General features: G+C 53.7%; 27 protein-coding genes. 14 read left to right on the forward strand and 13 right to left on the reverse strand.

The window, feature by feature from the left end; genetic code table 11:
- The 7 genes from rpoN to PUZ33_RS03700 are packed head-to-tail and all read right to left on the reverse strand — an operon-like array spanning position 1 to position 5,867.
- Complete coding sequence (rpoN, locus tag PUZ33_RS03670; protein WP_013098942.1) at positions 1–1,434, reverse strand: RNA polymerase factor sigma-54; 1,434 nt, start codon at positions 1,432–1,434, stop codon at positions 1–3.
- A gap of 47 nt (positions 1,435–1,481) precedes the next feature.
- A complete protein-coding gene (gene lptB, locus PUZ33_RS03675) occupies positions 1,482–2,207 on the reverse strand; it encodes an LPS export ABC transporter ATP-binding protein (RefSeq protein ID WP_013098941.1) in 726 nt (241 codons plus the stop codon).
- 6 nt (positions 2,208–2,213) lie between these two features.
- The gene (gene lptA / locus PUZ33_RS03680; protein ID WP_013098940.1) at positions 2,214–2,768 is read right to left on the reverse strand and encodes a lipopolysaccharide ABC transporter substrate-binding protein LptA; all 555 of its coding nucleotides are present in this window, start codon (positions 2,766–2,768) and stop codon (positions 2,214–2,216) included.
- Positions 2,737–3,312, reverse strand: a complete 576-nt coding sequence (gene lptC, locus PUZ33_RS03685; protein WP_013098939.1) for an LPS export ABC transporter periplasmic protein LptC — start codon at positions 3,310–3,312, stop codon at positions 2,737–2,739. The genes lptA and lptC overlap by 32 nt, the downstream gene beginning before the upstream one ends.
- The gene (gene kdsC, locus PUZ33_RS03690) at positions 3,309–3,875 is read right to left on the reverse strand and encodes a 3-deoxy-manno-octulosonate-8-phosphatase KdsC (RefSeq protein WP_029883391.1); all 567 of its coding nucleotides are present in this window, start codon (positions 3,873–3,875) and stop codon (positions 3,309–3,311) included. The genes lptC and kdsC overlap by 4 nt, the downstream gene beginning before the upstream one ends.
- Before the next feature lie 14 nt (positions 3,876–3,889).
- Positions 3,890–4,876 carry an arabinose-5-phosphate isomerase KdsD gene (gene kdsD / locus PUZ33_RS03695; protein WP_014833452.1) on the reverse strand — a complete coding sequence of 329 codons (987 nt, stop codon included), beginning with the start codon at positions 4,874–4,876 and terminating at the stop codon, positions 3,890–3,892.
- 13 nt (positions 4,877–4,889) lie between these two features.
- Positions 4,890–5,867 (reverse strand): calcium/sodium antiporter, encoded by a 978-nt coding sequence (locus PUZ33_RS03700; protein WP_013098936.1) that lies wholly within the window; start codon positions 5,865–5,867, stop codon positions 4,890–4,892.
- Positions 5,868–6,095: 228 nt separating this feature from the next.
- On the opposite strand from PUZ33_RS03700, the gene mlaF reads away from it, so the two are divergent.
- The 7 genes from mlaF to murA all read left to right on the forward strand — a co-directional run bounded on the left by mlaF (position 6,096) and on the right by murA (position 10,889).
- Positions 6,096–6,908, forward strand: coding sequence for a phospholipid ABC transporter ATP-binding protein MlaF (gene mlaF, locus PUZ33_RS03705; RefSeq protein ID WP_020687352.1), 813 nt, complete (start codon positions 6,096–6,098; stop codon positions 6,906–6,908).
- A 7-nt stretch (positions 6,909–6,915) separates the two neighbouring features.
- Complete coding sequence (mlaE, locus tag PUZ33_RS03710; RefSeq protein ID WP_038420698.1) at positions 6,916–7,698, forward strand: lipid asymmetry maintenance ABC transporter permease subunit MlaE; 783 nt, start codon at positions 6,916–6,918, stop codon at positions 7,696–7,698.
- A gap of 4 nt (positions 7,699–7,702) precedes the next feature.
- Positions 7,703–8,251 (forward strand): outer membrane lipid asymmetry maintenance protein MlaD, encoded by a 549-nt coding sequence (gene mlaD, locus PUZ33_RS03715; RefSeq protein WP_252107756.1) that lies wholly within the window; start codon positions 7,703–7,705, stop codon positions 8,249–8,251.
- A gap of 18 nt (positions 8,252–8,269) precedes the next feature.
- Positions 8,270–8,905 carry a phospholipid-binding protein MlaC gene (gene mlaC / locus PUZ33_RS03720; protein WP_013098933.1) on the forward strand — a complete coding sequence of 212 codons (636 nt, stop codon included), beginning with the start codon at positions 8,270–8,272 and terminating at the stop codon, positions 8,903–8,905.
- Positions 8,905–9,198 (forward strand): lipid asymmetry maintenance protein MlaB, encoded by a 294-nt coding sequence (mlaB, locus tag PUZ33_RS03725; RefSeq protein ID WP_023622313.1) that lies wholly within the window; start codon positions 8,905–8,907, stop codon positions 9,196–9,198. Before mlaC ends, mlaB begins: the two co-directional genes overlap by 1 nt.
- A gap of 126 nt (positions 9,199–9,324) precedes the next feature.
- Positions 9,325–9,579 (forward strand): BolA family iron metabolism protein IbaG, encoded by a 255-nt coding sequence (gene ibaG / locus PUZ33_RS03730; protein WP_008501458.1) that lies wholly within the window; start codon positions 9,325–9,327, stop codon positions 9,577–9,579.
- A 50-nt stretch (positions 9,580–9,629) separates the two neighbouring features.
- Positions 9,630–10,889 (forward strand): UDP-N-acetylglucosamine 1-carboxyvinyltransferase, encoded by a 1,260-nt coding sequence (gene murA, locus PUZ33_RS03735; protein ID WP_013098931.1) that lies wholly within the window; start codon positions 9,630–9,632, stop codon positions 10,887–10,889.
- Between the two features lie 63 nt (positions 10,890–10,952).
- On the opposite strand, the gene sfsB is transcribed toward murA, so the two are convergent.
- Positions 10,953–11,240, reverse strand: coding sequence for a DNA-binding transcriptional regulator SfsB (gene sfsB, locus PUZ33_RS03740; protein ID WP_038983629.1), 288 nt, complete (start codon positions 11,238–11,240; stop codon positions 10,953–10,955).
- Positions 11,241–11,468: 228 nt separating this feature from the next.
- Complete coding sequence (gene ispB / locus PUZ33_RS03745) at positions 11,469–12,440, reverse strand: octaprenyl diphosphate synthase (RefSeq protein ID WP_013098929.1); 972 nt, start codon at positions 12,438–12,440, stop codon at positions 11,469–11,471.
- 257 nt (positions 12,441–12,697) lie between these two features.
- Here ispB and rplU point away from each other — a divergent pair, with 257 nt between their 5' ends.
- The 4 genes from rplU to cgtA all read left to right on the forward strand — a co-directional run bounded on the left by rplU (position 12,698) and on the right by cgtA (position 15,526).
- Positions 12,698–13,009, forward strand: coding sequence for a 50S ribosomal protein L21 (rplU, locus tag PUZ33_RS03750; protein ID WP_003025032.1), 312 nt, complete (start codon positions 12,698–12,700; stop codon positions 13,007–13,009).
- A 19-nt stretch (positions 13,010–13,028) separates the two neighbouring features.
- Positions 13,029–13,286, forward strand: coding sequence for a 50S ribosomal protein L27 (gene rpmA, locus PUZ33_RS03755; protein WP_004385076.1), 258 nt, complete (start codon positions 13,029–13,031; stop codon positions 13,284–13,286).
- A 96-nt stretch (positions 13,287–13,382) separates the two neighbouring features.
- The gene (locus PUZ33_RS03760; RefSeq protein ID WP_058680253.1) at positions 13,383–14,357 is read left to right on the forward strand and encodes a DMT family transporter; all 975 of its coding nucleotides are present in this window, start codon (positions 13,383–13,385) and stop codon (positions 14,355–14,357) included.
- Complete coding sequence (gene cgtA, locus PUZ33_RS03765; protein ID WP_058680254.1) at positions 14,354–15,526, forward strand: Obg family GTPase CgtA; 1,173 nt, start codon at positions 14,354–14,356, stop codon at positions 15,524–15,526. The genes PUZ33_RS03760 and cgtA overlap by 4 nt, the downstream gene beginning before the upstream one ends.
- Positions 15,527–15,563: 37 nt before the next feature.
- Here the strand turns inward: cgtA and pmrB are convergent, their stop codons facing one another.
- From pmrB to dacB, 3 genes are read right to left on the reverse strand one after another with little or no spacing between them, the layout of a single operon-like run.
- Positions 15,564–16,607 (reverse strand): two-component system sensor histidine kinase PmrB, encoded by a 1,044-nt coding sequence (pmrB, locus tag PUZ33_RS03770; RefSeq protein ID WP_029883388.1) that lies wholly within the window; start codon positions 16,605–16,607, stop codon positions 15,564–15,566.
- Positions 16,604–17,266, reverse strand: coding sequence for a two-component system response regulator PmrA (gene pmrA / locus PUZ33_RS03775; RefSeq protein ID WP_013098925.1), 663 nt, complete (start codon positions 17,264–17,266; stop codon positions 16,604–16,606). Before pmrA ends, pmrB begins: the two co-directional genes overlap by 4 nt.
- Positions 17,267–17,268: 2 nt before the next feature.
- A complete protein-coding gene (gene dacB / locus PUZ33_RS03780) occupies positions 17,269–18,702 on the reverse strand; it encodes a serine-type D-Ala-D-Ala carboxypeptidase (protein ID WP_038983620.1) in 1,434 nt (477 codons plus the stop codon).
- A gap of 227 nt (positions 18,703–18,929) precedes the next feature.
- Between dacB and greA the strand changes: the two genes are divergently transcribed.
- Entirely contained in the window at positions 18,930–19,406 is a 477-nt protein-coding gene (gene greA, locus PUZ33_RS03785; protein WP_013098923.1) for a transcription elongation factor GreA, read from the forward strand.
- 151 nt (positions 19,407–19,557) lie between these two features.
- On the opposite strand, the gene yhbY is transcribed toward greA, so the two are convergent.
- Positions 19,558–19,851, reverse strand: a complete 294-nt coding sequence (gene yhbY / locus PUZ33_RS03790; protein WP_014833438.1) for a ribosome assembly RNA-binding protein YhbY — start codon at positions 19,849–19,851, stop codon at positions 19,558–19,560.
- A 127-nt stretch (positions 19,852–19,978) separates the two neighbouring features.
- Between yhbY and rlmE the strand changes: the two genes are divergently transcribed.
- Positions 19,979–20,605, forward strand: a complete 627-nt coding sequence (gene rlmE / locus PUZ33_RS03795) for a 23S rRNA (uridine(2552)-2'-O)-methyltransferase RlmE (RefSeq protein ID WP_003861812.1) — start codon at positions 19,979–19,981, stop codon at positions 20,603–20,605.
- Between the two features lie 102 nt (positions 20,606–20,707).
- Entirely contained in the window at positions 20,708–22,642 is a 1,935-nt protein-coding gene (ftsH, locus tag PUZ33_RS03800; RefSeq protein WP_013098921.1) for an ATP-dependent zinc metalloprotease FtsH, read from the forward strand.
- The last annotated feature ends 2 nt before the right edge of the window (positions 22,643–22,644 follow it).

Raw genomic sequence — 22,644 nt, forward strand, 5'->3', positions numbered from 1 at the left:
TCAGACCAGCTGTTTACGCTGGTTAGACGGCGGAATGGATAAAGACTCTCGATACTTCGCAACAGTACGACGTGCCACCATAATACCCTGGTCGGACAGCATGGTGGTTAACTTACTGTCGCTCAGTGGCTTCGCGGGGTTCTCCGCGGCGATCAACTTCTTCACCAGTGCACGAATCGCCGTTGACGAGGCTTCGCCACCGCCTTCGGTATTCACATGGCTGGAGAAGAAATACTTAAGCTCAAATATACCGCGAGGACTGTGCAGATACTTCTGCGTGGTCACGCGGGAAATCGTTGATTCATGCATCTCGACGGCCTGGGCGATATCCGCCAGCACCATCGGTTTCATATACTCTTCGCCCTGCTCAAAGAAAGCCTGCTGTTGTTCGACGATACAGCGGCTCACCCGCAACAGCGTATCATTGCGGCTCTCCAGGCTTTTGATTAACCAACGCGCTTCCTGCAGATTGCTACGAATATACTGGTTGTCGGCGTCGTTACGTGCGCTGGTGCACATGGAGGCATATTGCTGATTGATTTGCAGGCGAGGAATGCTGTCTGAATTGAGTTCAACGACCCAGCGGCCGTTGTGTTTTCTGACCAGCACGTCAGGTATGACGTATTCAGGCTCACTGGTCTGGATCGACTGGCCGGGGCGAGGATCGAGCGACTGAATCAGGTTAACCGCCTCTTTCAGCACCTCTTCTTTCAGACGCGTAACGCGCATCAGGGTACGGAAATCATGGTTAGCCAGCAGATCCAGATGATCGCTGATGATTAAGCGGGCTTCATCGATCCAGGGCGTCTCTTTGCTGAACTGCGAAAGCTGGATCAGCAGACAGTCGCGCAGGTCTTTCGCTGCTACGCCCACCGGGTCGAAACGCTGAATGCGCTTCAGAACGGCTTCTATCTCTTCAAGTTCAATCTCGTCATCGCCCATGCTTTCCAGAATATCGTCCAGCGTGACGGTCAGATAGCCGGTGTCGTCAACGGCATCGACGATGGAGGTGGCAATCGCGCGATCGGTATCGGAGAAAGGGGTTAGCTCCACCTGCCACATCAGGTAATCCTGTAGTGACTGGGTGGTTTCACCCTGATAGACCGGTAGCTCATCGTCCTGGTAGTCTGCACGCGTGCCGGAAGGGGTTCCGGCGGTGTAGATTTCATCCCAGCTGGCATCCAGCGGAAGCTCGTCCGGCATCTCTTTTTGTTCGAGTGCATCGGCGGTATCGAGGGCTTCCGTGTCCTGTGATTGCTGAGTGTCTACCTCGTCATGAAGATCGGCTTGCTCCAGCAGCGGATTGCTGTCCAGCGCTTGCTGGAGCTCCTGCTGGAGTTCTAATGTGGACAGTTGCAACAGGCGAATCGCCTGCTGTAACTGCGGCGTCATCGCCAGTTGTTGGCTGAGCCTTAATTGCAAACCTTGCTTCATGTTCAGAGCATTTTTCTCCGGTTCGGCGTTACGTTACCTCTACCCTATCAGAGTCTGAAGTCTTCCCCAAGATAGACGCGCTTAACATGATCATCTTCGAGGATCTGCTGTGGCGTGCCGTGGGCGATCAGGTTGCCCTGGCTCACGATATACGCACGTTCACATACGGCCAGTGTTTCACGGACGTTGTGGTCAGTAATCAACACGCCAAGACCGCTGTCACGCAGATGCTCAATAATACGTTTAATGTCGATAACGGAGATGGGGTCAACGCCTGCAAACGGTTCATCCAGCAGGATGAACTTCGGGTTTGCTGCCAACGCACGTGCAATTTCTACACGGCGGCGTTCCCCTCCGGACAGCGCCTGACCGAGGCTATCGCGCAGGTGCTCAATGTGAAACTCTTCCATCAGCTCGTTGGCGCGATCCTGACGCTGTTCGCTGGTCAGGTCGTCACGAATTTGCAGAACGGCCATCAGGTTATCGAAGACGCTCAGGCGACGGAAAATGGAGGCTTCCTGCGGCAGGTAGCCAATACCACGGCGTGCGCGCGCATGCAGTGGCAGAAGGCTGATGTCTTCATCATCAATGATGATGTTACCGGCATCGCGTGGGACAATACCCACGACCATGTAGAAGGTCGTGGTTTTACCTGCACCGTTTGGACCAAGCAGGCCTACAATTTCGCCGGAGTTGACGGTCAGACTGACATCTTCCACGACACGGCGGCCCTTATAGGCCTTCGCGAGATTTTTTGCAGTTAATGTTGCCATAACGAATTAGTTACTCTTCTTCTGTGCCGGGGCCTGGCCCTTGCCTTTGTCCTGCAGCTGAGACGGCACTAACACGGTGGTGACGCGCTTGCCTTTCTCGCTGGAGGCCTGCATTTTTTGCTCTTTCACCAGATAGGTGATCTTATCGCCGGTGATATTGCTGTCGAGCTGTTCCAGATAGGCGTTACCGGTAAGGATGACCAGATCTTTCGCCAATTCATAATGCATGTGGCTGGCATGGCCCTTCACTGGCTTGCCGTTGTCCTGCATCTGGTAGAACGTGGCCGGGTTGCCGTAGCCATCAATGATCTCTTTGCCCTGTTCGCCACCTGGACGGGTAACGACCACCTTATCGGCGTTAATCTTGATGGTGCCCTGGGTCATGACCACGTTGCCGGTAAAGGTAACGACATTACCCTGCATATCAAGAGACTGCGTATCGGACTCGATATGGATCGGCTGTTCGGTATCGCCAGTAACAGCAAGCGCGGGAAGACTGGCCGCCAGCATCGCGCTGGCGATAATTACTTTAAGGCTGAGTTTGTTTGTTTTGAATTTCATAGGAGGTTCTAACCTTTTCAATCAGCTCGGCGTTTTTGCTGCGTAAGTTCCCGCGCATTCTTAAACCGCTGGAATTAAATGTTGTGCCGTACAGAGTGACCAGATCCTGCGACGTCACATCCTGAGTAACCAGGTTGATCTGGGCATTATCTGTCGTAATTTTGCGCAGTTGTGAGTCAGCGGTCAGGGCGTTGACTTCAACATGGCCATAAAGATAAAGCATACGGTCATTCGTCAGTTTTGCCCGGTCAGACTTAATCGACCACGTCGGCACTTTGTCCTTATCAAACGTCGTCATGACCGGCTGGGTAAACCACGAAATACCGTCATCTGAAAAATATTCAACGTGCTGGGCAATCAGGCGATAGTTCAGCGCACCTTCCGGGCTATAGACTACGGTATCACTGTGATCGCTTTTATAGGTTGGATCGTTATTGTTGATCACTTCCGTTTGCGTATCGTCACGATCGGCAAGGTTCACGCCAATCAGTATCAGTGCGACAAGCGAAAGCAGAATGATAACCCAACGTCTGGTTTTACTCATATCGATTGCCCTTTGGCCTCATCAAGCTTGCCCTGCGCCAGCAGAAGCAGATCGCAGACTTCACGTACGGCACCACGGCCACCGTTGATGTGGGTAACATAATCAGCACGCGGGATCAGCAGCGGATGCGCATCCGCAACCGCGACACTCAGGCCAATCTCAGCCATTACCGGCCAGTCGATCAGGTCGTCCCCGACATAGGCCACATGTTCTGGCGCGATAGACAGTTTACCCAGTAAATCATTGAAAGCAGCCATCTTATCGGACTGTCCCTGATACAGATGGGTAATGCCCAACGTTTCACAGCGATCTTCTACCAGTTTAGCTTTTCGCCCGGTGATGATGGCAACCTCGATACCCGATGTGAGCGCACAACGAATACCGTAGCCATCGCGAACGTTGAACGCTTTCAGCTCTTCACCATTATTGCCCATGTAAATCAGGCCATCGGACAGTACGCCGTCCACATCCAGAATCAGCAGGCGAATATTTTCTGCCTTTGCCATCACGTGGGCACTGACCGGACCATAACAGGTTGCAAGGGATGCACCCGCATTACTCATTGTCTTATCCTTCATTACACTACGCCTGCGCGCAGCAGATCATGCATATGTACCACACCCAGCAACTGGTCGCCATCGGCAACCATCACTGAGGTGATATGTCGGGACTGCATCAGGTTCAGTACATCCACCGCCAGCGTGCCCGGGCGAACGCGAATCCCGCCGGGCGTCATCACATCGGCAATACCCAGCGTGCGAACATCCACGCCCATGTCGAACACGCGACGCAGGTCACCGTCGGTGAAAATCCCTTCGATCTTCATCAGATCGTCACACACCACCGTCATGCCCAGGTTTTTACGGGTGATTTCCAGCAGCGCATCACGCAGGGAGGCCTCTTTACTGACGTGAGGGATCTCATCGCCAGTATGCATAATATCGTTAACCCGCAGCAGCAGTTTCCGACCCAGCGCACCGCCAGGATGGGAAAGCGCGAAATCTTCAGGGGTAAAACCGCGGGCTTCAAGGAGCGCAACGGCAAGCGCGTCGCCCATTACCAGCGCTGCGGTGGTGCTGGATGTTGGCGCGAGACCCAGTGGGCAGGCCTCTTTCGGCACTTTCACGCACAGGTGAATATCCGCCGCACGTGCCATGCTGCTTTCCGGGCGGCTGGTCATGCAAATGAGCGGGACCTGCAGCCGCTTCAGAACCGGTATCAGCGCCAGGATCTCGTTGGACTCCCCGGAGTTTGACAGCGCAATGACGACATCCTGCGGCGTCACCATGCCCAGATCGCCGTGTGCCGCTTCTCCTGGATGTACAAAGAAGGAGGAGGTGCCGGTGCTGGCGAAAGTGGCGGCCATTTTGCGGCCAATGTGGCCGGACTTGCCCATCCCCATTACCACGACTTTACCGGCACAGTAGAACATCTTCTCACAGGCCAGACTAAAATCCTGATTAATGTACTGATCTAACTGCGCCAGACCTTCACGTTCAATCTCCAGAACGTCTTTGCCTGCTTTCTGAAAGTCAAAACCCGGCTGCAATTCTATTTGCGACATAATGCGTTTCCGTTTACCCAGAGAGAAGAGGCGAAAGCCAGTACAGCATCGCCATCCATACGATAAATCCACCCGTCAGCAGCGCGCCTGCGCCTTTGCCGATCTGTCGTTGCCGCCGCCAGCAGAGCAGGGCAAAGATAACGCTTACCAGCAACATCACCCCGTAATCACGTGAGAAGGCCAGCGGGTTAAACGGCCCGGGCGTTATCAGGGCTGGCAGGCCCATGACGATGGCAATATTGAAGATGTTCGAGCCGATAATATTGCCGATGGCGATGTCATCTTCACCTTTACGTGCCCCGGCAATGGCCGTGGCCAGCTCCGGCAGGCTGGTGCCGATGGCGATCACGGTCAGGCCAATGGTCAGTTCGCTCATGGCGAAATAATTCGCCAGTACCGTCGCGTTATCCACGACCATCCGTGTTGCCATGGGCATAATGATCAACGCGACACCCAGCCAGAGCAGTGCAACAGGCAGCGTACCTTCACGCGGTAGCTCGGCGACCTGCTCACGCGTCAGGCTGTCCTGACCCTGTTTTTCCGCCAGGCGGGCAATGTTAACACTATAGAGCAGCCAGATGACCGCCAGCGCCAGCAAGAAAATGCCGTCACTGTAGCTCAGAACGCCATCGTAAAATACGCATCCTGCCAACAGGCTTACGATCAACATTAGCGGCAATTCCCGGCGCAGAACATCAGAATGCACGCGAAATGGATGGAGCAGCGCGGCCAGGCCCAGAATAAGCAGAATATTGACGATGTTAGAGCCAATCGCGGTGCCAACAGCAAGGTCTATCTGACCATGCAGCGATGCCGTCACAGAGACGATGATTTCAGGCAGGGAGGTTCCAACACTGACCACGGTCATCCCGATGACAACAGGTGGGACGCCAGTGAGGCGGCACAGGATCGATGCAGCAAACACCAAACGGTCAGCACTGTAGACCACCAAAAGTAAACCAATTATTAACAGTGCTGTTGCTAAAAGCATCAAAAGTCCTTTCTTCAGGTATACTCGCCGGTCCACCGCGCGGGAATTGTTAGCGCTGCATACAGCCTAAGACGTAACGAATTCCTAATTTTGACTTTATGCGCCGGAAAAGTAAAACAAATGCCAGCTTTCGCTAACCTCTACGGCTAATATTCTGTAAAAATGTGGGGTTTAGGGCTGATTTAAGCTTCACGCTTCGCATGAAGCAGGGTAAGAAAGGAACCGTAAATGAGCCAAACGATGGCGAATTTAGTCGATGTCCGTGGGGTGAGCTTTTCTCGCGGCAACAGATTGATATTTGATGATATTTCGTTGACCGTGCCGCGTGGCAAAATCACAGCCATCATGGGACCGTCCGGGATCGGTAAAACGACCCTGCTGCGACTTATCGGTGGGCAGATCCCACCCGATAGCGGTGAAATCCTCTTCGACGGCGAAAACGTACCGGAGATGTCGCGGTCGCGCCTGTATACTGTGCGCAAGCGGATGAGCATGCTCTTTCAGTCGGGAGCCTTGTTCACCGACATGAACGTCTTTGATAATGTTGCCTATCCGCTGCGCGAGCATACGCAGCTTCCGCCAGAGCTGCTGAAAAGCACGGTAATGATGAAGCTGGAGGCGGTAGGGCTGCGTGGCGCCGCAAAGCTGATGCCGTCAGAGCTGTCTGGTGGCATGGCGCGCCGTGCCGCGCTGGCGAGAGCCATTGCGCTGGAACCCGATTTAATCATGTTCGACGAACCGTTTGTCGGACAGGATCCAATTACGATGGGCGTGCTGGTGAAGCTCATCTCTGAATTGAACAGCGCGCTCGGCGTCACCTGCATTGTGGTGTCTCACGATGTGCCGGAAGTGTTGAGTATTGCCGACTATGCCTACATTGTGGCAGACAAAAGGATCGTCGCGCACGGCAGCGCCCAGGCGTTGCAGGAAAACTGCGATCCGCGAGTACGGCAGTTCCTCGACGGTATTGCGGATGGGCCTGTGCCGTTCCGCTACCCTGCGGGCGACTATCGTGACGATTTATTGGGAATAGGGAGTTAAGCCACTCATGCTGTTAAATGCGTTGGCCGCTCTTGGACACCGTGGCATAAAAACCATCAGGACGTTCGGGCGCGCCGGATTGATGTTGTTCAACGCGCTGGTCGGCAAGCCGGAGTTGCGCAAGCACGCGCCTTTACTGGTACGGCAACTCTATAACGTCGGCGTGCTGTCGATGCTGATCATCATTGTGTCCGGTCTGTTTATCGGCATGGTGCTGGGGCTGCAGGGCTACCTTGTGCTGACGACCTACAGCGCGGAAACCAGCCTCGGCATGCTGGTGGCGCTTTCGCTGCTCCGTGAACTGGGGCCGGTGGTGGCGGCACTGCTGTTTGCCGGACGCGCGGGGTCGGCACTCACCGCAGAGATTGGTCTGATGCGTGCCACCGAGCAGCTTTCCAGTATGGAAATGATGGCGGTCGATCCGTTGCGGCGTGTTATCTCGCCCCGTTTCTGGGCAGGGGTTATCTCCTTACCGTTGCTGACTATCCTGTTTGTGGCCGTCGGTATCTGGGGCGGTTCGCTGGTGGGCGTTCACTGGAAAGGCATTGATGCCGGTTTCTTCTGGTCTGCCATGCAGGACGCCATCGATCTGCGAATGGATCTGGTTAACTGTTTGATTAAAAGCGTGGTATTTGCCATTACGGTCACCTGGATTGCGTTATTTAATGGTTACGATGCCATCCCGACGTCGGCGGGCATTAGCCGTGCAACTACACGTACTGTCGTACATTCGTCGCTGGCCGTACTGGGTCTGGATTTTGTGCTCACCGCACTGATGTTTGGGAATTGAGTTCATGCAAACGAGAAAAAATGAAATTTGGGTCGGCGTGTTCCTGTTGCTGGCACTGCTTGCCGCACTGTTTATCTGCCTGAGAGCGGCGGATATCACCTCAGTGCGTACCGAACCGACTTATCGCATCTATGCCACTTTCGACAATATCGGAGGGCTGAAGGCGCGCTCTCCTGTGCGTATTGGCGGTGTGGTTATTGGCCGTGTGGCTGACATTACGCTTGATGAAAAAACCTATCTGCCGCGCGTGGCGATGGATATTGAAGAGCGTTACAACCATATCCCGGATACCAGCTCGCTTTCTATCCGCACCTCCGGCCTGCTGGGCGAACAATATCTGGCATTGAACGTTGGCTTTGAAGATCCTGAGCTTGGAACGACTATCCTTAAAGACGGTAGCGTCATCCAGGATACCAAGTCCGCGATGGTGCTGGAGGACATGATTGGTCAGTTCCTTTACAACAGTAAGGGAGATGATAAAAAGTTCGATGCTGCCCCTGCGCAGACTGAAGATCATACCAACGTCGCACCGACACCTGGCACGACGAATTAATATCAGGAGAAGTCATTCATGTTTAAACGACTGTTAATGGTTGCCATGCTGGTTATTGCCCCTCTCACGGCAGCACACGCCGCGGATCAGAGCAACCCGTACAAACTGATGGACGAAGCCGCGAAGAAAACCTTCGATCGTCTTAAAAACGAACAGCCTAAAATTCGTTCTAATCCTGATTATCTGCGTGACGTGGTCGATCAGGAGCTGCTGCCGTATGTGCAGATCAAATATGCCGGTGCGCTGGTGCTGGGGCGTTATTACAAAGACGCTACCCCTGCGCAGCGTGAAGCCTACTTTGCTGCCTTCCGTGAATACCTGAAACAGGCTTACGGCCAGGCGCTGGCGATGTACCACGGCCAGACCTACCAGATTGCACCGGAACAGCCGCTGGGTGATGCCACCATTGTGCCTATTCGCGTCACGATCATCGATCCTAACGGTCGTCCACCGGTTCGCCTGGATTTCCAGTGGCGTAAAAACAGCCAGACCGGCAACTGGCAGGCGTATGACATGATCGCCGAAGGGGTGAGCATGATCACGACTAAACAGAATGAGTGGAGCGACCTGCTGCGTACCAAAGGCATTGATGGCCTGACCGCCCAGCTGCAGTCTATCTCTCGCCAGAAAATCACCCTGGATGAGAAGAAGTAATGTCGCAGCAACTGAGCTGGTCGCGTGAGGGCGAAACATTAAAGCTGTCCGGTGAACTCGATCAGGATCTGCTCAACCCGTTATGGGATAAACGCCATGACGCCATGCAGGGCGTTACGCTGATCGATTTGAGCGGCGTCACGCGGGTAGATACGGCTGGGGTGGCGCTGCTTGCCCACCTCATTGCCGTGGGGAAAAAGCAGGGGGCAACCGTAATGCTTCACGGGGCCAGCGATAATGTCGTCACCCTGGCGCAGCTCTACAATCTTCCTCAGGACGTACTGCCGCATTAATATTTTCAGTGCGTTACTTCTGAAAGCCCTGACAGTTTCATCGTCGGGGCTTTTTGCTTGTTTAAGACGACGCCACTTTGCTCTAAGATGTTGGGCTTGTTTTCACTATCAGATGATTAAGAACCCATGGAAAATCATGAAATCCAGACAGTGCTGATGAATGCACTCTCCCTTCAGGAAGCCCACGTCACAGGCGATGGCAGTCACTTCCAGGTTATTGCTGTGGGTGAGATGTTCGACGGTATGAGCCGTGTGAAGAAACAGCAGGCTGTGTACGCGCCGCTGATGGAATATATTGCGGATAACCGCATCCACGCCCTGTCGATTAAAGCGTTCACCCCGCAAGAGTGGGCACGCGATCGCAAACTAAACGGTTTTTGAGCTGAGGGCGATGCGCCCGCAGCACGGTTGAATTTATAAGAGAGCACACCATGGATAAATTTCGTGTACAGGGGCCGACGCGCCTCCAGGGCGAAGTCACAATTTCTGGCGCGAAAAACGCCGCGCTGCCGATCCTCTTTGCTGCGCTGCTCGCGGAAGAGCCGGTAGAAATTCAGAACGTACCGAAGCTGAAAGATATCGACACCACCATGAAGCTGCTCACCCAGTTGGGGACGAAAGTCGAGCGTAATGGCTCCGTCTGGATCGATGCCAGCAACGTGAACAACTTCTCAGCACCGTACGACCTGGTGAAAACCATGCGTGCATCCATCTGGGCGCTTGGCCCGCTGGTAGCGCGTTTTGGTCAGGGACAGGTGTCACTGCCTGGTGGTTGCGCCATTGGCGCGCGTCCTGTTGACCTGCATATCTTCGGTCTGGAGAAGCTGGGCGCGGAGATCAAACTGGAAGAAGGTTACGTTAAAGCGTCCGTAAATGGCCGCCTGAAAGGCGCGCACATTGTCATGGACAAAGTGAGCGTTGGCGCAACCGTCACCATTATGTCCGCGGCAACGCTGGCAGAAGGTACCACCATTATCGAAAACGCCGCGCGCGAGCCGGAAATTGTGGATACTGCCAACTTCCTCGTGGCGCTGGGTGCAAAAATCTCTGGCCAGGGTACCGATCGCATCACCATTGAAGGCGTTGAGCGTCTGGGTGGCGGTGTGTATCGCGTTCTGCCAGACCGTATTGAAACCGGGACTTTCCTGGTGGCTGCGGCCATTTCTGGCGGCAAGATTGTTTGCCGTAATGCGCAGCCTGACACCCTGGATGCGGTGCTGGCGAAGCTGCGTGAAGCGGGTGCGGATATCGAAACCGGTGAAGACTGGATCAGCCTTGATATGCACGGTAAACGTCCAAAAGCGGTAACCGTTCGCACGGCGCCGCATCCGGCATTCCCGACCGATATGCAGGCTCAGTTCACGCTGCTGAACCTGGTGGCAGAAGGTACGGGTGTGATCACCGAGACTATCTTCGAGAACCGCTTCATGCACGTACCGGAGCTGATCCGTATGGGCGCACATGCAGAGATCGAAAGTAACACGGTGATTTGCCACGGTGTTGAGAAGCTCTCCGGTGCGCAGGTTATGGCAACCGATCTGCGTGCGTCTGCGAGCCTGGTATTAGCGGGTTGTATCGCGGAAGGAACGACGGTTGTGGATCGTATCTACCACATCGATCGTGGTTACGAGCGTATTGAAGACAAACTGCGCGCGCTGGGTGCCAATATCGAGCGTGTGAAGGGCGAGTAATCGTTCCGGCAGCCCCCTGCCAGAGATGGCCGGGGGGTTGCTGTTCCTGTCAAAAAAAGCGTGTCAGACCGGTTGCTCTTTCCTGGTTTTTTTCTGGCGAATCATGCGTGTTCTGTCAATAAACTCATGGGTAATGGGATCGTGGTAACGCGAGGGCCAAATGACCCACGGGTGCGTCTCCAGCGCCGATGCAATAATCAATTCACCCTTTGGCCAGGGGCGAGTCAGGGCATTTGCCAGCGTTGATGAGCTCAATCCATTGCGACGTGATTCAGCGGCGAGCGATGTTCCTTTTTTGCGCAGCGCAGCAATAATATCTGCTGAGTGCCAGTCGATAAATTTCATATCCATAAAGCTGTCCTTGTGTTCGTAATCACCCACGTCATTTCTACCGAAACGACGGGGTTACTATACTCATTTTGAACACAGGCTCTAAAAAGTTCGCGTTACTTGAAGGAATATTCAGAATAAGACATGGCTTTATTCATGCGGTCTGTAAGCCGATGATTTTACGCGAATATGGAATTTATAAGAACTTATTGAAATCTCCCCGCGAAGGCCGCGGGGAGAAGCGAGAGGTTAACGATCGCGCTGTACGGCGATGTGGGCAAGGCCGATTAATGCATCGCGCCATGGGCTGTCTGGAATGACCTGCAGTGCCGCGATGGCTTTATCCGCCTCTTCTTCAGCGCGCTGACGCGTCCACTCCAGCGAGCCGCAGATGGCCATTGTTTCCAGTACCGGTTCCAGTAGATGGCGACCATTTCCCTGCTCGATCGCTTCACGGATCATTTTCGCCTGGTCAGCGGATCCGTTGTGCATGGCATGGAGCAGCGGCAGGGTCGGTTTACCTTCGTTGAGGTCATCGCCGACGTTTTTGCCGAGCGTTTCGCCATCAGCACTGTAGTCCAGCAAATCGTCAATCAGCTGGAATGCGGTCCCCAGATAACGGCCGTAGTCCTGCAGCCCTTTTTCCTGCGCAGCGGTACAGCCAGCCAAAATGCCGGAACATTGCGCCGCGGCTTCAAACAGGCGCGCGGTTTTGCTGTAGATTACGCGCATGTAATTTTCTTCGGTGATGTCAGGATCGTTGACGTTCATCAGCTGCAGCACTTCGCCTTCCGCGATCACGTTAACGGCTTCAGACATCACTTCCAGCACTTTCAGAGAGCCGAGGCTGGTCATCATCTGGAAGGCACGGGTATAGATAAAGTCACCGACCAGAACGCTGGCTGCGTTGCCGAAGGCGGCGTTTGCCGTGGCTTTGCCACGACGCATGTCTGATTCATCCACAACATCATCATGCAGAAGCGTCGCAGTGTGAATAAATTCGATCAGTGCTGCGATAGTGACATGAGCCTTTCCCTGATAACCCACGGCTCTGGCGGCCAGTATGGCAATCATCGGGCGAATACGTTTACCGCCGCCGCTGACGATGTAATAGCCCAACTGATTGATTAGCTGAACATCAGAGTTGAGTTGTTCCAGGATTGCTGCATTCACACCCGCCATATCTTGCGCGGTTAACTCGTTGATTTTTTCTAAATTCATCGCAAAAGCCGGGCTTTTTATCCTGTTTATCCCATCTTTAATGGGGTAACGAAGGGTTTCGGTTTATCAATAGTATTGCTGATTGTACTGAAAAAACGGCTCAGATAAACGCTACCGTACGTGTTGTGTTTTTTTTCTTCATGTATTGATGGTAGCACTTGTCAAAGGCTCGCGTTTTGCGTAATATTCGCGCCCTATTGTGAATATTTATAGCGCACTCTGATTCATACGAGGATGTGCGCGGAAGCGGAGTTTATATGTACGCGGTTTTCCAAAGTGGTGGTAAACAACACCGAGTAAGCGAAGGTCAGACCGTTCGCCTGGAAAAGCTGGACATCGCAACTGGCGAATCTGTTGAGTTCGCAGAAGTTCTGATGATCGCAAACGGTGAAGAAGTCAAAATCGGCGTTCCTTTCGTTGATGGCGGCGTTATCAAAGCTGAAGTTGTTGCTCACGGTCGTGGCGAGAAAGTTAAAATCGTTAAGTTTCGTCGTCGTAAACACTACCGTAAGCAGCAGGGCCACCGTCAGTGGTTCACTGATGTGAAAATTACTGGCATCAGCGCCTAAGACCTGAGGAGAGATTTAAATGGCACATAAAAAGGCTGGCGGCTCCACACGTAACGGTCGCGATTCAGAAGCTAAACGCCTGGGCGTTAAGCGTTTCGGTGGCGAATCCGTTCTGGCGGGTAGCATCATCGTTCGTCAACGTGGTACCAAATTCCACGCTGGCAACAACGTAGGTTGCGGTCGTGACCACACTCTGTTTGCTAAAGCAGACGGTAAAGTGAAATTTGAAGTTAAAGGCCCGAACAACCGTAAATACATCAGCATCGTTGCTGAGTAAGGTTTTCTCGGTCCGGTAACGGATTAAAGCCCCGCAACCTGTTGCGGGGCTTTTTACATTGGAAACCCGGTAATTTTTTCTGTAGGGAAAACGGGCATGAAGCAGCAGGCCGGCATTGGAATTCTTTTGGCGCTCACAACCGCAATGTGCTGGGGTGCGCTGCCAATTGCAATGAAGCAGGTACTGGAAGTGATGGAACCGCCTACGGTGGTGTTTTATCGCTTTCTGATGGCAAGTATCGGCCTGGGCGCCATCCTTGCTGTTAAAGGCAAGCTTCCGCCCCTGCGTCTCTTCCGTAAACCGCGCTGGCTGGTATTACTGGCTATCGCGACGGGGGGACTGTTTGGCAACTTCATTCTGTTCAGTTCTTCCCTGCAATATCTCAGCCCGACGGCGTCGCAAGTGATTGGTCAACTTTCACCGGTCGGCATGATGGTTGCCAGCGTCGTTATCCTCAAGGAGAAGATGCGCGGTACGCAGATCGTCGGGGCGAGCATGCTGCTATGTGGCCTGGTAATGTTCTTCAATACCAGCCTGATAGAGATTTTTACCCGCCTGACCGATTACACCTGGGGTGTAATCTTCGGTGTGGGGGCAGCAACGGTTTGGGTGAGCTATGGCGTCGCGCAAAAGGTGTTATTGCGTCGTCTTGCCTCACAGCAGATCCTCTTTTTGCTGTACACTTTGTGTACAATAGCATTATTGCCGTTAGCGAAGCCGGGGGTGATCACCCAGCTTAGCGACTGGCAGCTGGCGTGCCTCATATTTTGTGGGCTGAATACGCTGGTCGGTTATGGCGCGCTGGCCGAAGCAATGGCGCGCTGGCAGGCAGCACAGGTGAGCGCATTGATTACGCTCACTCCGCTGTTTACGCTGTTATTTTCAGATTTGTTATCAATGGCCTGGCCCGATGTCTTCGTCAGACCGATGCTCAACCTGTTGGGTTATCTCGGTGCGTTTGTCGTGGTTGCGGGCGCGATGTATTCCGCCATTGGTCATCGTCTCTGGGGGCGTTGGTGCAAAAATGAAGCGGTCCCCGCTCAGGCGAATGATTTACGGAGAGTAAAATGAAGTTTGTTGATGAAGCGACGATCCTGGTCGTGGCAGGTGATGGCGGCAACGGTTGCGTAAGCTTCCGCCGTGAAAAATATATTCCTCGTGGTGGCCCTGACGGCGGCGACGGCGGCGACGGCGGTGACGTATGGCTGGAGGCGGATGAGAACCTCAATACGCTGATCGACTACCGTTTCGAAAAATCTTTCCGCGCTGAGCGTGGCCAGAACGGCCAGAGCCGTGACTGTACCGGTAAACGTGGTAAAGACGTCACCATTAAGGTACCGGTGGGTACGCGTGTGATCGATCAGGGTACCGGTGAGACCATGGGCGACATGACCAAACACGGTCAGCGTCTGATGGTTGCAAAAGGGGGTTGGCACGGTCTGGGCAACAGCCGTTTCAAATCTTCCGTCAACCGTACGCCGCGTCAGAAAACAATGGGTACGCCGGGCGATAAGCGCGACCTGCAGCTGGAGCTGATGCTGCTGGCCGATGTGGGGATGCTGGGGATGCCAAACGCTGGTAAATCCACCTTTATTCGCGCCGTCTCTGCCGCTAAGCCAAAAGTGGCGGACTATCCGTTTACCACGCTGGTGCCAAGCCTGGGCGTTGTCCGTATGGATAACGAGAAGAGCTTTGTGGTTGCCGATATCCCGGGTCTGATTGAAGGCGCAGCGGAAGGTGCCGGTCTGGGTATCCGCTTCCTGAAACACCTTGAGCGCTGCCGCGTACTGCTGCACCTCATCGATATCGATCCGATCGACGGGTCCGATCCGGTAGAAAATGCCCGTATCATCGTCGGCGAGCTGGAGAAATACAGCGAGAAACTGGCGAACAAACCGCGCTGGCTGGTCTTTAACAAGATTGACCTGATGGATAAAGCCGAAGCGGAAGCAAAAGCGAAAGCCATTGCTGAAGCGATGGGGTGGGAAGATAAGTACTACCTGATCTCCGCGGCAAGCCAGGTTGGCGTGAAAGATCTCTGCTGGGATGTGATGACCTTTATCATCGAGAACCCGGTTGTTCAGGTTGAAGAAGCGAAGCAGCCTGAAAAAGTCGAATTCATGTGGGATGACTACCACCGTCAACAGCTTGAAGAGCTGGAAGCGGAAGAGGAAGACGACTGGGACGACGACTGGGATGAAGACGACGAAGAAGGCGTCGAGTTCATCTACAAGCACTAATGACCCGATAAGGCCCCTGTTGATACAGGGGCTTTTTTTATTCTAACGTTGAAGGCAGCCAGCAACTGGCAATGAGACCGCCTTCTGCGGCATTCTCCAGCGTCAGCTTTCCGTGGTGAAGCTGCACAATGCGTTGCACGATGCTCAGACCCAGGCCACTGCCACCGTAGCGCTGATCGAGACGACGGAACGGCTCGGTAATTGACTGCCGGTGTGCTTCATCAATACCGGGACCCTGATCGATTACGCTGACCCGCGTACCGCCGTCCTGTGCGGTCAATGTCACTGTGATGGTGGTCCCTGCTGGGCTGTAGCGCCCGGCATTCTCCAGCAGGTTACGCAGCATGAGTCGCAGAAGCACCGCGTCCCCCTGCACCGTTAGCGGACTTTTGGCCGGCCATATCACCGTATGTTCTTTGGCTTCATGCTCAAGGCCAAGCGGGGTGATGATATTGTCTGTCCAGTTTACCGTCTCATAGTGGCCGCTCGCCATTGCCTGCCCGGCCCGCGCCAGCATCAGCAGCTGTTCAATGGTATGCATGAGTTGATCAATACGGCTGATTAATGCTGAAGCTTGTGGCGAACCTGATTGTGCCATCAGTTCCAGATGCAACCTGATCCCGGCGAGTGGGGTTCGCAGTTCATGCGCGGCATCAGCGGTAAAGAGCCTTTCCTGTTGTATGGTGTGATCAAGCCTGGCGAGCAATTGGTTCAGAGAGGTTGTGACGGCGCCAATCTCTTCCATATCTGAATACATGGGCAGCGGAGTGAGGTTGTCCGCCGAACGATTCGCCAGACTGGCCCGCAATTGATTCAGCGGACGAGTTATCCAGGTGACTGCCCAGAAGGAGAAGAGCAGGGTAAAACCGACCATCACCAGGGAAGGGACCAGCAGCGAGGCAATCGCTTCGCGGATCTCTTTTTCGACATGGTTGTTACGTGCCTTTGCAGACAGCGTTTCATTGACCAGAAAGCCAATCTGTTCGCGGCTTTCATGCCACAGCCAGATCACGCTTATCAACTGGAAAAATAACAGGATCACCGCCAGCAAAACCATTAATCGCCGACGCATACTGTTCATTTCTGTCTCTCCAGACGATAACCCACGCCACGAACGGTTTTTATCCGGTCTTTGCCAAGTTTGCGTCGCAAATTGTGAATGTGGACTTCAAGGGTATTTGATCCCGGATCGTCCTGCCAGGAGTAGATATCCTGCTGGAGGGTTTCACGGTGTACCGTCTGCCCGCTACGCATGATCAGACGCGTAAGCAGGGCGAACTCTTTCGGTGTGACCTCAACAGGCAGAGACTGGCACAGCACCTGCTGAGTTTGCAGATTCAGGGTAATATCACCGTCGGTCAGTAAGTTATCACTGTGCCCCTGATAGCGGCGAATTAACGCACGCACGCGCGCCTGTAGCTCTGCAAGGGCAAACGGCTTCACCAGATAATCATCCGCGCCGGAATCCAGGCCGTTGATACGATCTTCGATGGCATCGCGCGCCGTCAGGATCAACACCGGGTTGTCAACACCGCGACGCCGCCACTGGCTTAACAACGTGGCCCCGTCTTTATCCGGGAGGCCCAGATCGAGGATCACCAGACTGTATTCACCGCTCTGGATCAGGGCATCCGCCTCTGCCGCCGTGGCGGCGCAGTCGAGGGCATAGCCTTCATTGGACAGCGCCAGCGCCAGCCCTTCCTGTAATAACAGATCGTCTTCAACTATAAGTAGTTTCATCGCTAGTTATTCTGGTAGATGTCCTTATAAAGCCTGCTTTCGAAGCGCACCAGCGGGATACGGCGATTGCGCTGGTCGGCCGGTTCGACGGCATAGCCGGAAAGATACTGCACGAATGCCAGACGCTGCCCGCTGGCGGTGGTGATGAAGCCTGCAAGGTTATAAACACCCTGCAGTGAACCTGTTTTGGCTGATACCTTACCGTCCACACCGGCAGCGTGAAGACCGGCCCGGTACTGAAGTGAACCGTCATGCCCGGCAAGTGGCAGCATCGAAATAAAGTTTAGCTCAGTGTCATGTTGTGCAATGTACTGAAGCACTTGCATCATGGTTGCCGGGGAGATCAAATTGTGACGTGATAACCCGGAACCATCGACAGCGATGGTGTTGCCCAGATCGATCCCCGCTTGCTGACGAAGGATCTGACGCACAGCGTCGGAACCCGCACGCCAGGTTCCCGGAACGCCAAAACGCGCGTGACCAATCATGCGGAACACGGTGTCGGCGATCATATTGTCAGACTTCTTCAGCATGATCCTTAGCAAATCGTGCAACGGTGCAGACTGTTTGCTGGCGACAACCGTGCCGGGTTGATTAACCTGCGTCTGGCGGAGCAGGGTACCGGTATAGGTGATCCCAGCCTGTTTCAGTTCGTCCTTGAGAATTGCGCCCGCGTAGCTTGCGCCATCCTGGATGGCGAAGGCCAGCGGGAGGGGATCGGCGCGTTGCGTCAGGCAACCGGTAAGCGTGAAGCGGTTAAGGTCGCCGGGCACCACATCCAGTTCGCAATATTGCGCATCCGGGGAGCCTTTTGCCAGCGTTCGGACCTGGCTAAACATGGTGACCGGGTAGTAAGACGCCACGCGAATAAACGCTAAATCGTCCGGTTTTGGCGCGCTGTAAAGCGAAATCGAGAAGCAGTTACGATCAACAATCGCTGCCGATGGCGGTGCGCTAAAGCACTGCGTCATGTCGTTCCACGGCCAGCCCGGCGCTTTATCGTGGCTGGCAAAGATGGAGGTGTCGATCAACACGTTACCATCGATCTTCTGCACGCCAGATTTTTTCAGCACCGCCACCATGTTGCGGATATCCTGACGTTTGAAGGTGGGGTCACCGCCAAAACGGGCAATAAGATCGCCTTTCAGCTCACCGTCTTTAACCTCTCCCCTGGTCTCAAGAGTCGTGGTAAAACGGAAGTCAGGACCAAGCTGAAGCAGGGCAGCGAGCGCAGTGATCACCTTCTGAGTACTGGCAGGCAGCGCCATTTGTTGACTGTGATAGTCAATCTCAGGTGCCTGCGCGCCGACCTTCTGCACCATCAGAGCAAGGTTGGCCCCGGCAGGGAGCTGATTAATATATTCATCAACATTCGCGGCCTGAACGCTGAACGTTATACTGGTAGTCAATCCGATGATAAATCTGGAAAATCGCATAATCTCGCGCTAACAACCCGAAAACAAACCGTCATACTACGGTGCATGGCACTGCAAAGTAAACGATGACCCATAGTGAACTTCGCGGTAAAATACGTATCAAATTGAAAATTGCTGCTGACCTGGGGCGTTGCTCCCGGGTCGGTTTTCTTTTTGCTTCTGGCCCGCTCATGAGGGCCGGGGCAGGGAACACTGCTCCCAACAGGAATGTTTAAGAGGTATAACAAATGCAAGCTATTCCGATGACCTTACGTGGTGCCGAAAAACTGCGCGAAGAGCTGGATTTCCTGAAATCTGTTCGTCGCCCTGAAATCATCGCCGCTATCGCGGAAGCGCGTGAGCATGGCGACCTGAAAGAGAACGCTGAATACCACGCGGCGCGTGAGCAGCAGGGTTTCTGTGAAGGGCGTATTAAAGATATCGAAGCTAAGCTGTCTAATGCGCAGGTTATCGATATCACCAAAATGCCAAACAATGGGCGTGTGATCTTTGGTTCAACCGTTAGCGTGCTGAACCTGGACACTGACGAAGAGCAGACTTACCGCATCGTGGGTGACGATGAAGCAGACTTCAAACAGAACCTGATTTCAGTGAACTCACCGATTGCTCGCGGCCTGATTGGCAAAGAGCAGGACGATGTCGTGACCATCCGTACCCCGGGTGGCGAAGTGGAATACGAAATTATTAAGGTTGAGTACCTGTAATTCGCCTCTCCACGAAGATGTTGATACATTGTAAAGAAAGGAAAAAGGCCGCATAGCGGCCTTTTATCAACTCAAGGAGCATGGCATTTTGCTCACCTGCTGACAGAAATCCCTCGTTTTACACAGAAAATGTGTTTAATTCAGGATATCCTTAGCGTGGCAGCGAGATTTTACGCTCTTTAGTTGGGCGATAGAGCACCAGCGTTTTACCGATGACCTGCACGTTACAGGCACCGGTTTCGCGCACGATGGCTTCCACGATCAAGTTCTTCGTGTCTCTGTCTTCAGAGGCAATTTTCACCTTGATCAGCTCGTGGTGTTCCAGCGCTTGTTCAATCTCGGCAAGCACCCCTTCGGTCAAACCATTGTTGCCAAGCATGACTACAGGCTTGAGCGGATGTGCCAGACCTTTAAGGTGCTGTTTTTGTTTAGTACTCAGATTCATCGTATATTTTTGCTTACGTTGGGATTGAAAACGGTTCATTCTACCGCCATCTCCCTTATATCGCCAAATAGCTGCGTAGAAATTTACGTCACAGGCAAGCAACGATGAACCAGGACGGAAATGTTAAATGACAGGTAAAAAGCGTTCTGCCAGCTCCAGCCGCTGGCTTCAGGAACACTTTAGCGATAAATATGTTCAACAGGCACAGAAAAAGGGGTTGCGTTCCCGTGCCTGGTTTAAACTTGATGAAATACAGCAAAGTGACAAACTTTTTAAGCCGGGGATGACGGTGGTTGACCTCGGTGCGGCACCTGGCGGATGGTCGCAGTATGCGGTAACGCAGATTGGCGGCACGGGCCGCATCATCGCATGCGATCTTTTACCAATGGATCCCATCGTTGGTGTCGACTTCCTTCAGGGCGACTTTCGTGATGAATTAGTGCTGAAAGCGTTACTTGATCGTGTTGGTGACAGTAAGGTCCAGGTTGTCATGTCGGATATGGCACCAAATATGTGTGGAACACCGGCGGTGGATATCCCCCGCGCCATGTATCTGGTGGAGCTAGCGTTAGAAATGTGTCGTGATGTACTAGCGCCTGGTGGTAGTTTTGTTGTGAAGGTGTTTCAGGGCGAAGGTTTCGAGGAGTATCTTAAGGAAATTCGCTCCCTGTTTGCGAAGGTTAAAGTTCGTAAGCCGGACTCTTCCCGGGCCCGTTCCCGTGAAGTGTATATTGTAGCGACCGGGCGAAAATGATAACCGGTAGATTTCAGACGAAAGTTTGAATGACACTGGATATAGAGTATCCTGACGCTGTTTTTAACACAGTTGTAATATGAGGTTAATCCCTTGAGTGACATGGCGAAAAACCTAATACTCTGGCTGGTCATTGCCGTTGTGCTGATGTCAGTATTCCAGAGCTTTGGGCCCAGCGAGTCGAATGGCCGCAAGGTGGATTATTCTACCTTCCTGCAGGAGGTCAATCAGGACCAGGTTCGCGAAGCGCGTATCAACGGACGTGAGATCAACGTTACCAAGAAAGATAGTAACCGTTACACGACTTACATCCCGGTGAACGATCCTAAGCTGCTTGATAACCTTCTGACTAAAAACGTCAAGGTGGTAGGTGAGCCGCCAGAAGAACCGAGCCTGCTGGCTTCTATCTTCATCTCCTGGTTCCCGATGCTGCTTCTTATCGGCGTCTGGATCTTCTTTATGCGCCAGATGCAGGGCGGCGGTGGCAAAGGTGCCATGTCGTTCGGTAAGAGCAAGGCGCGTATGTTGACGGAAGATCAGATCAAAACCACGTTTGCAGACGTCGCCGGTTGTGACGAAGCAAAAGAAGAGGTGGGTGAACTGGTTGAATACCTGCGCGAGCCGAGCCGTTTCCAGAAGCTGGGCGGTAAGATCCCGAAAGGCGTCCTGATGGTCGGCCCTCCGGGTACCGGTAAGACCCTTCTGGCGAAAGCCATCGCGGGTGAAGCGAAGGTACCGTTCTTTACTATTTCAGGTTCTGACTTCGTAGAAATGTTCGTGGGTGTCGGTGCATCTCGTGTGCGTGACATGTTCGAGCAGGCTAAAAAGGCAGCACCGTGCATTATCTTCATCGATGAAATCGACGCCGTAGGCCGCCAGCGTGGCGCTGGTCTGGGCGGTGGTCACGATGAACGTGAGCAGACCCTGAACCAGATGCTGGTTGAGATGGACGGCTTCGAAGGTAACGAGGGTATTATCGTTATCGCGGCAACTAACCGTCCGGACGTTCTTGACCCTGCGCTGCTGCGTCCAGGCCGTTTCGACCGTCAGGTTGTGGTCGGTCTGCCGGATGTTCGTGGTCGTGAACAGATTCTGAAAGTGCACATGCGTCGCGTACCGCTGGCGCCAGATATCGACGCGGCAATCATTGCGCGCGGTACTCCGGGCTTCTCCGGTGCGGACCTGGCTAACCTGGTCAACGAAGCTGCACTGTTTGCCGCTCGCGGTAACAAACGTGTAGTGTCGATGGTGGAATTCGAAAAAGCGAAAGACAAAATCATGATGGGTGCGGAACGTCGCTCCATGGTGATGACGGAAGCGCAAAAAGAGTCCACGGCATACCACGAAGCGGGCCACGCGATTATCGGTCGACTGGTGCCGGAACACGATCCGGTGCATAAAGTGACGATCATTCCGCGCGGTCGTGCGCTGGGTGTGACCTTCTTCCTGCCTGAAGGCGACGCGATCAGCGCCAGCCGTCAGAAGCTGGAAAGCCAGATTTCAACCCTGTACGGCGGTCGTCTGGCGGAAGAGATTATCTACGGTCCGGAACATGTTTCTACCGGTGCGTCCAACGATATTAAAGTGGCGACAAACCTGGCGCGTAACATGGTGACCCAATGGGGCTTCTCCGACAAACTCGGTCCACTGCTTTATGCAGAGGAAGAGGGCGAAGTATTCCTGGGCCGTTCTGTGGCGAAAGCGAAACATATGTCTGATGAAACGGCTCGTATCATCGACCAGGAAGTGAAAGCGCTGATTGAACGTAACTACGGTCGCGCACGTCAGATCCTGAACGACAATATGGACATCCTGCATTCGATGAAAGATGCGCTCATGAAATATGAGACCATCGATGCTCCGCAGATTGACGACCTGATGGCTCGCCGCGAAGTGCGTCCGCCAGCAGGCTGGGAAGACCCAGGCGCTTCCAACAATTCTGACAACAATGGCACCCCGCGTGCGCCGCGTCCGGTTGATGAACCGCGTACGCCGAACCCGGGTAACACCATGTCAGAACAGTTGGGCGACAAGTAAGT

This window comes from Enterobacter cloacae complex sp. 2022EL-00981, from assembly GCF_028737495.1.
Lineage (GTDB): Bacteria > Pseudomonadota > Gammaproteobacteria > Enterobacterales > Enterobacteriaceae > Enterobacter > Enterobacter cloacae.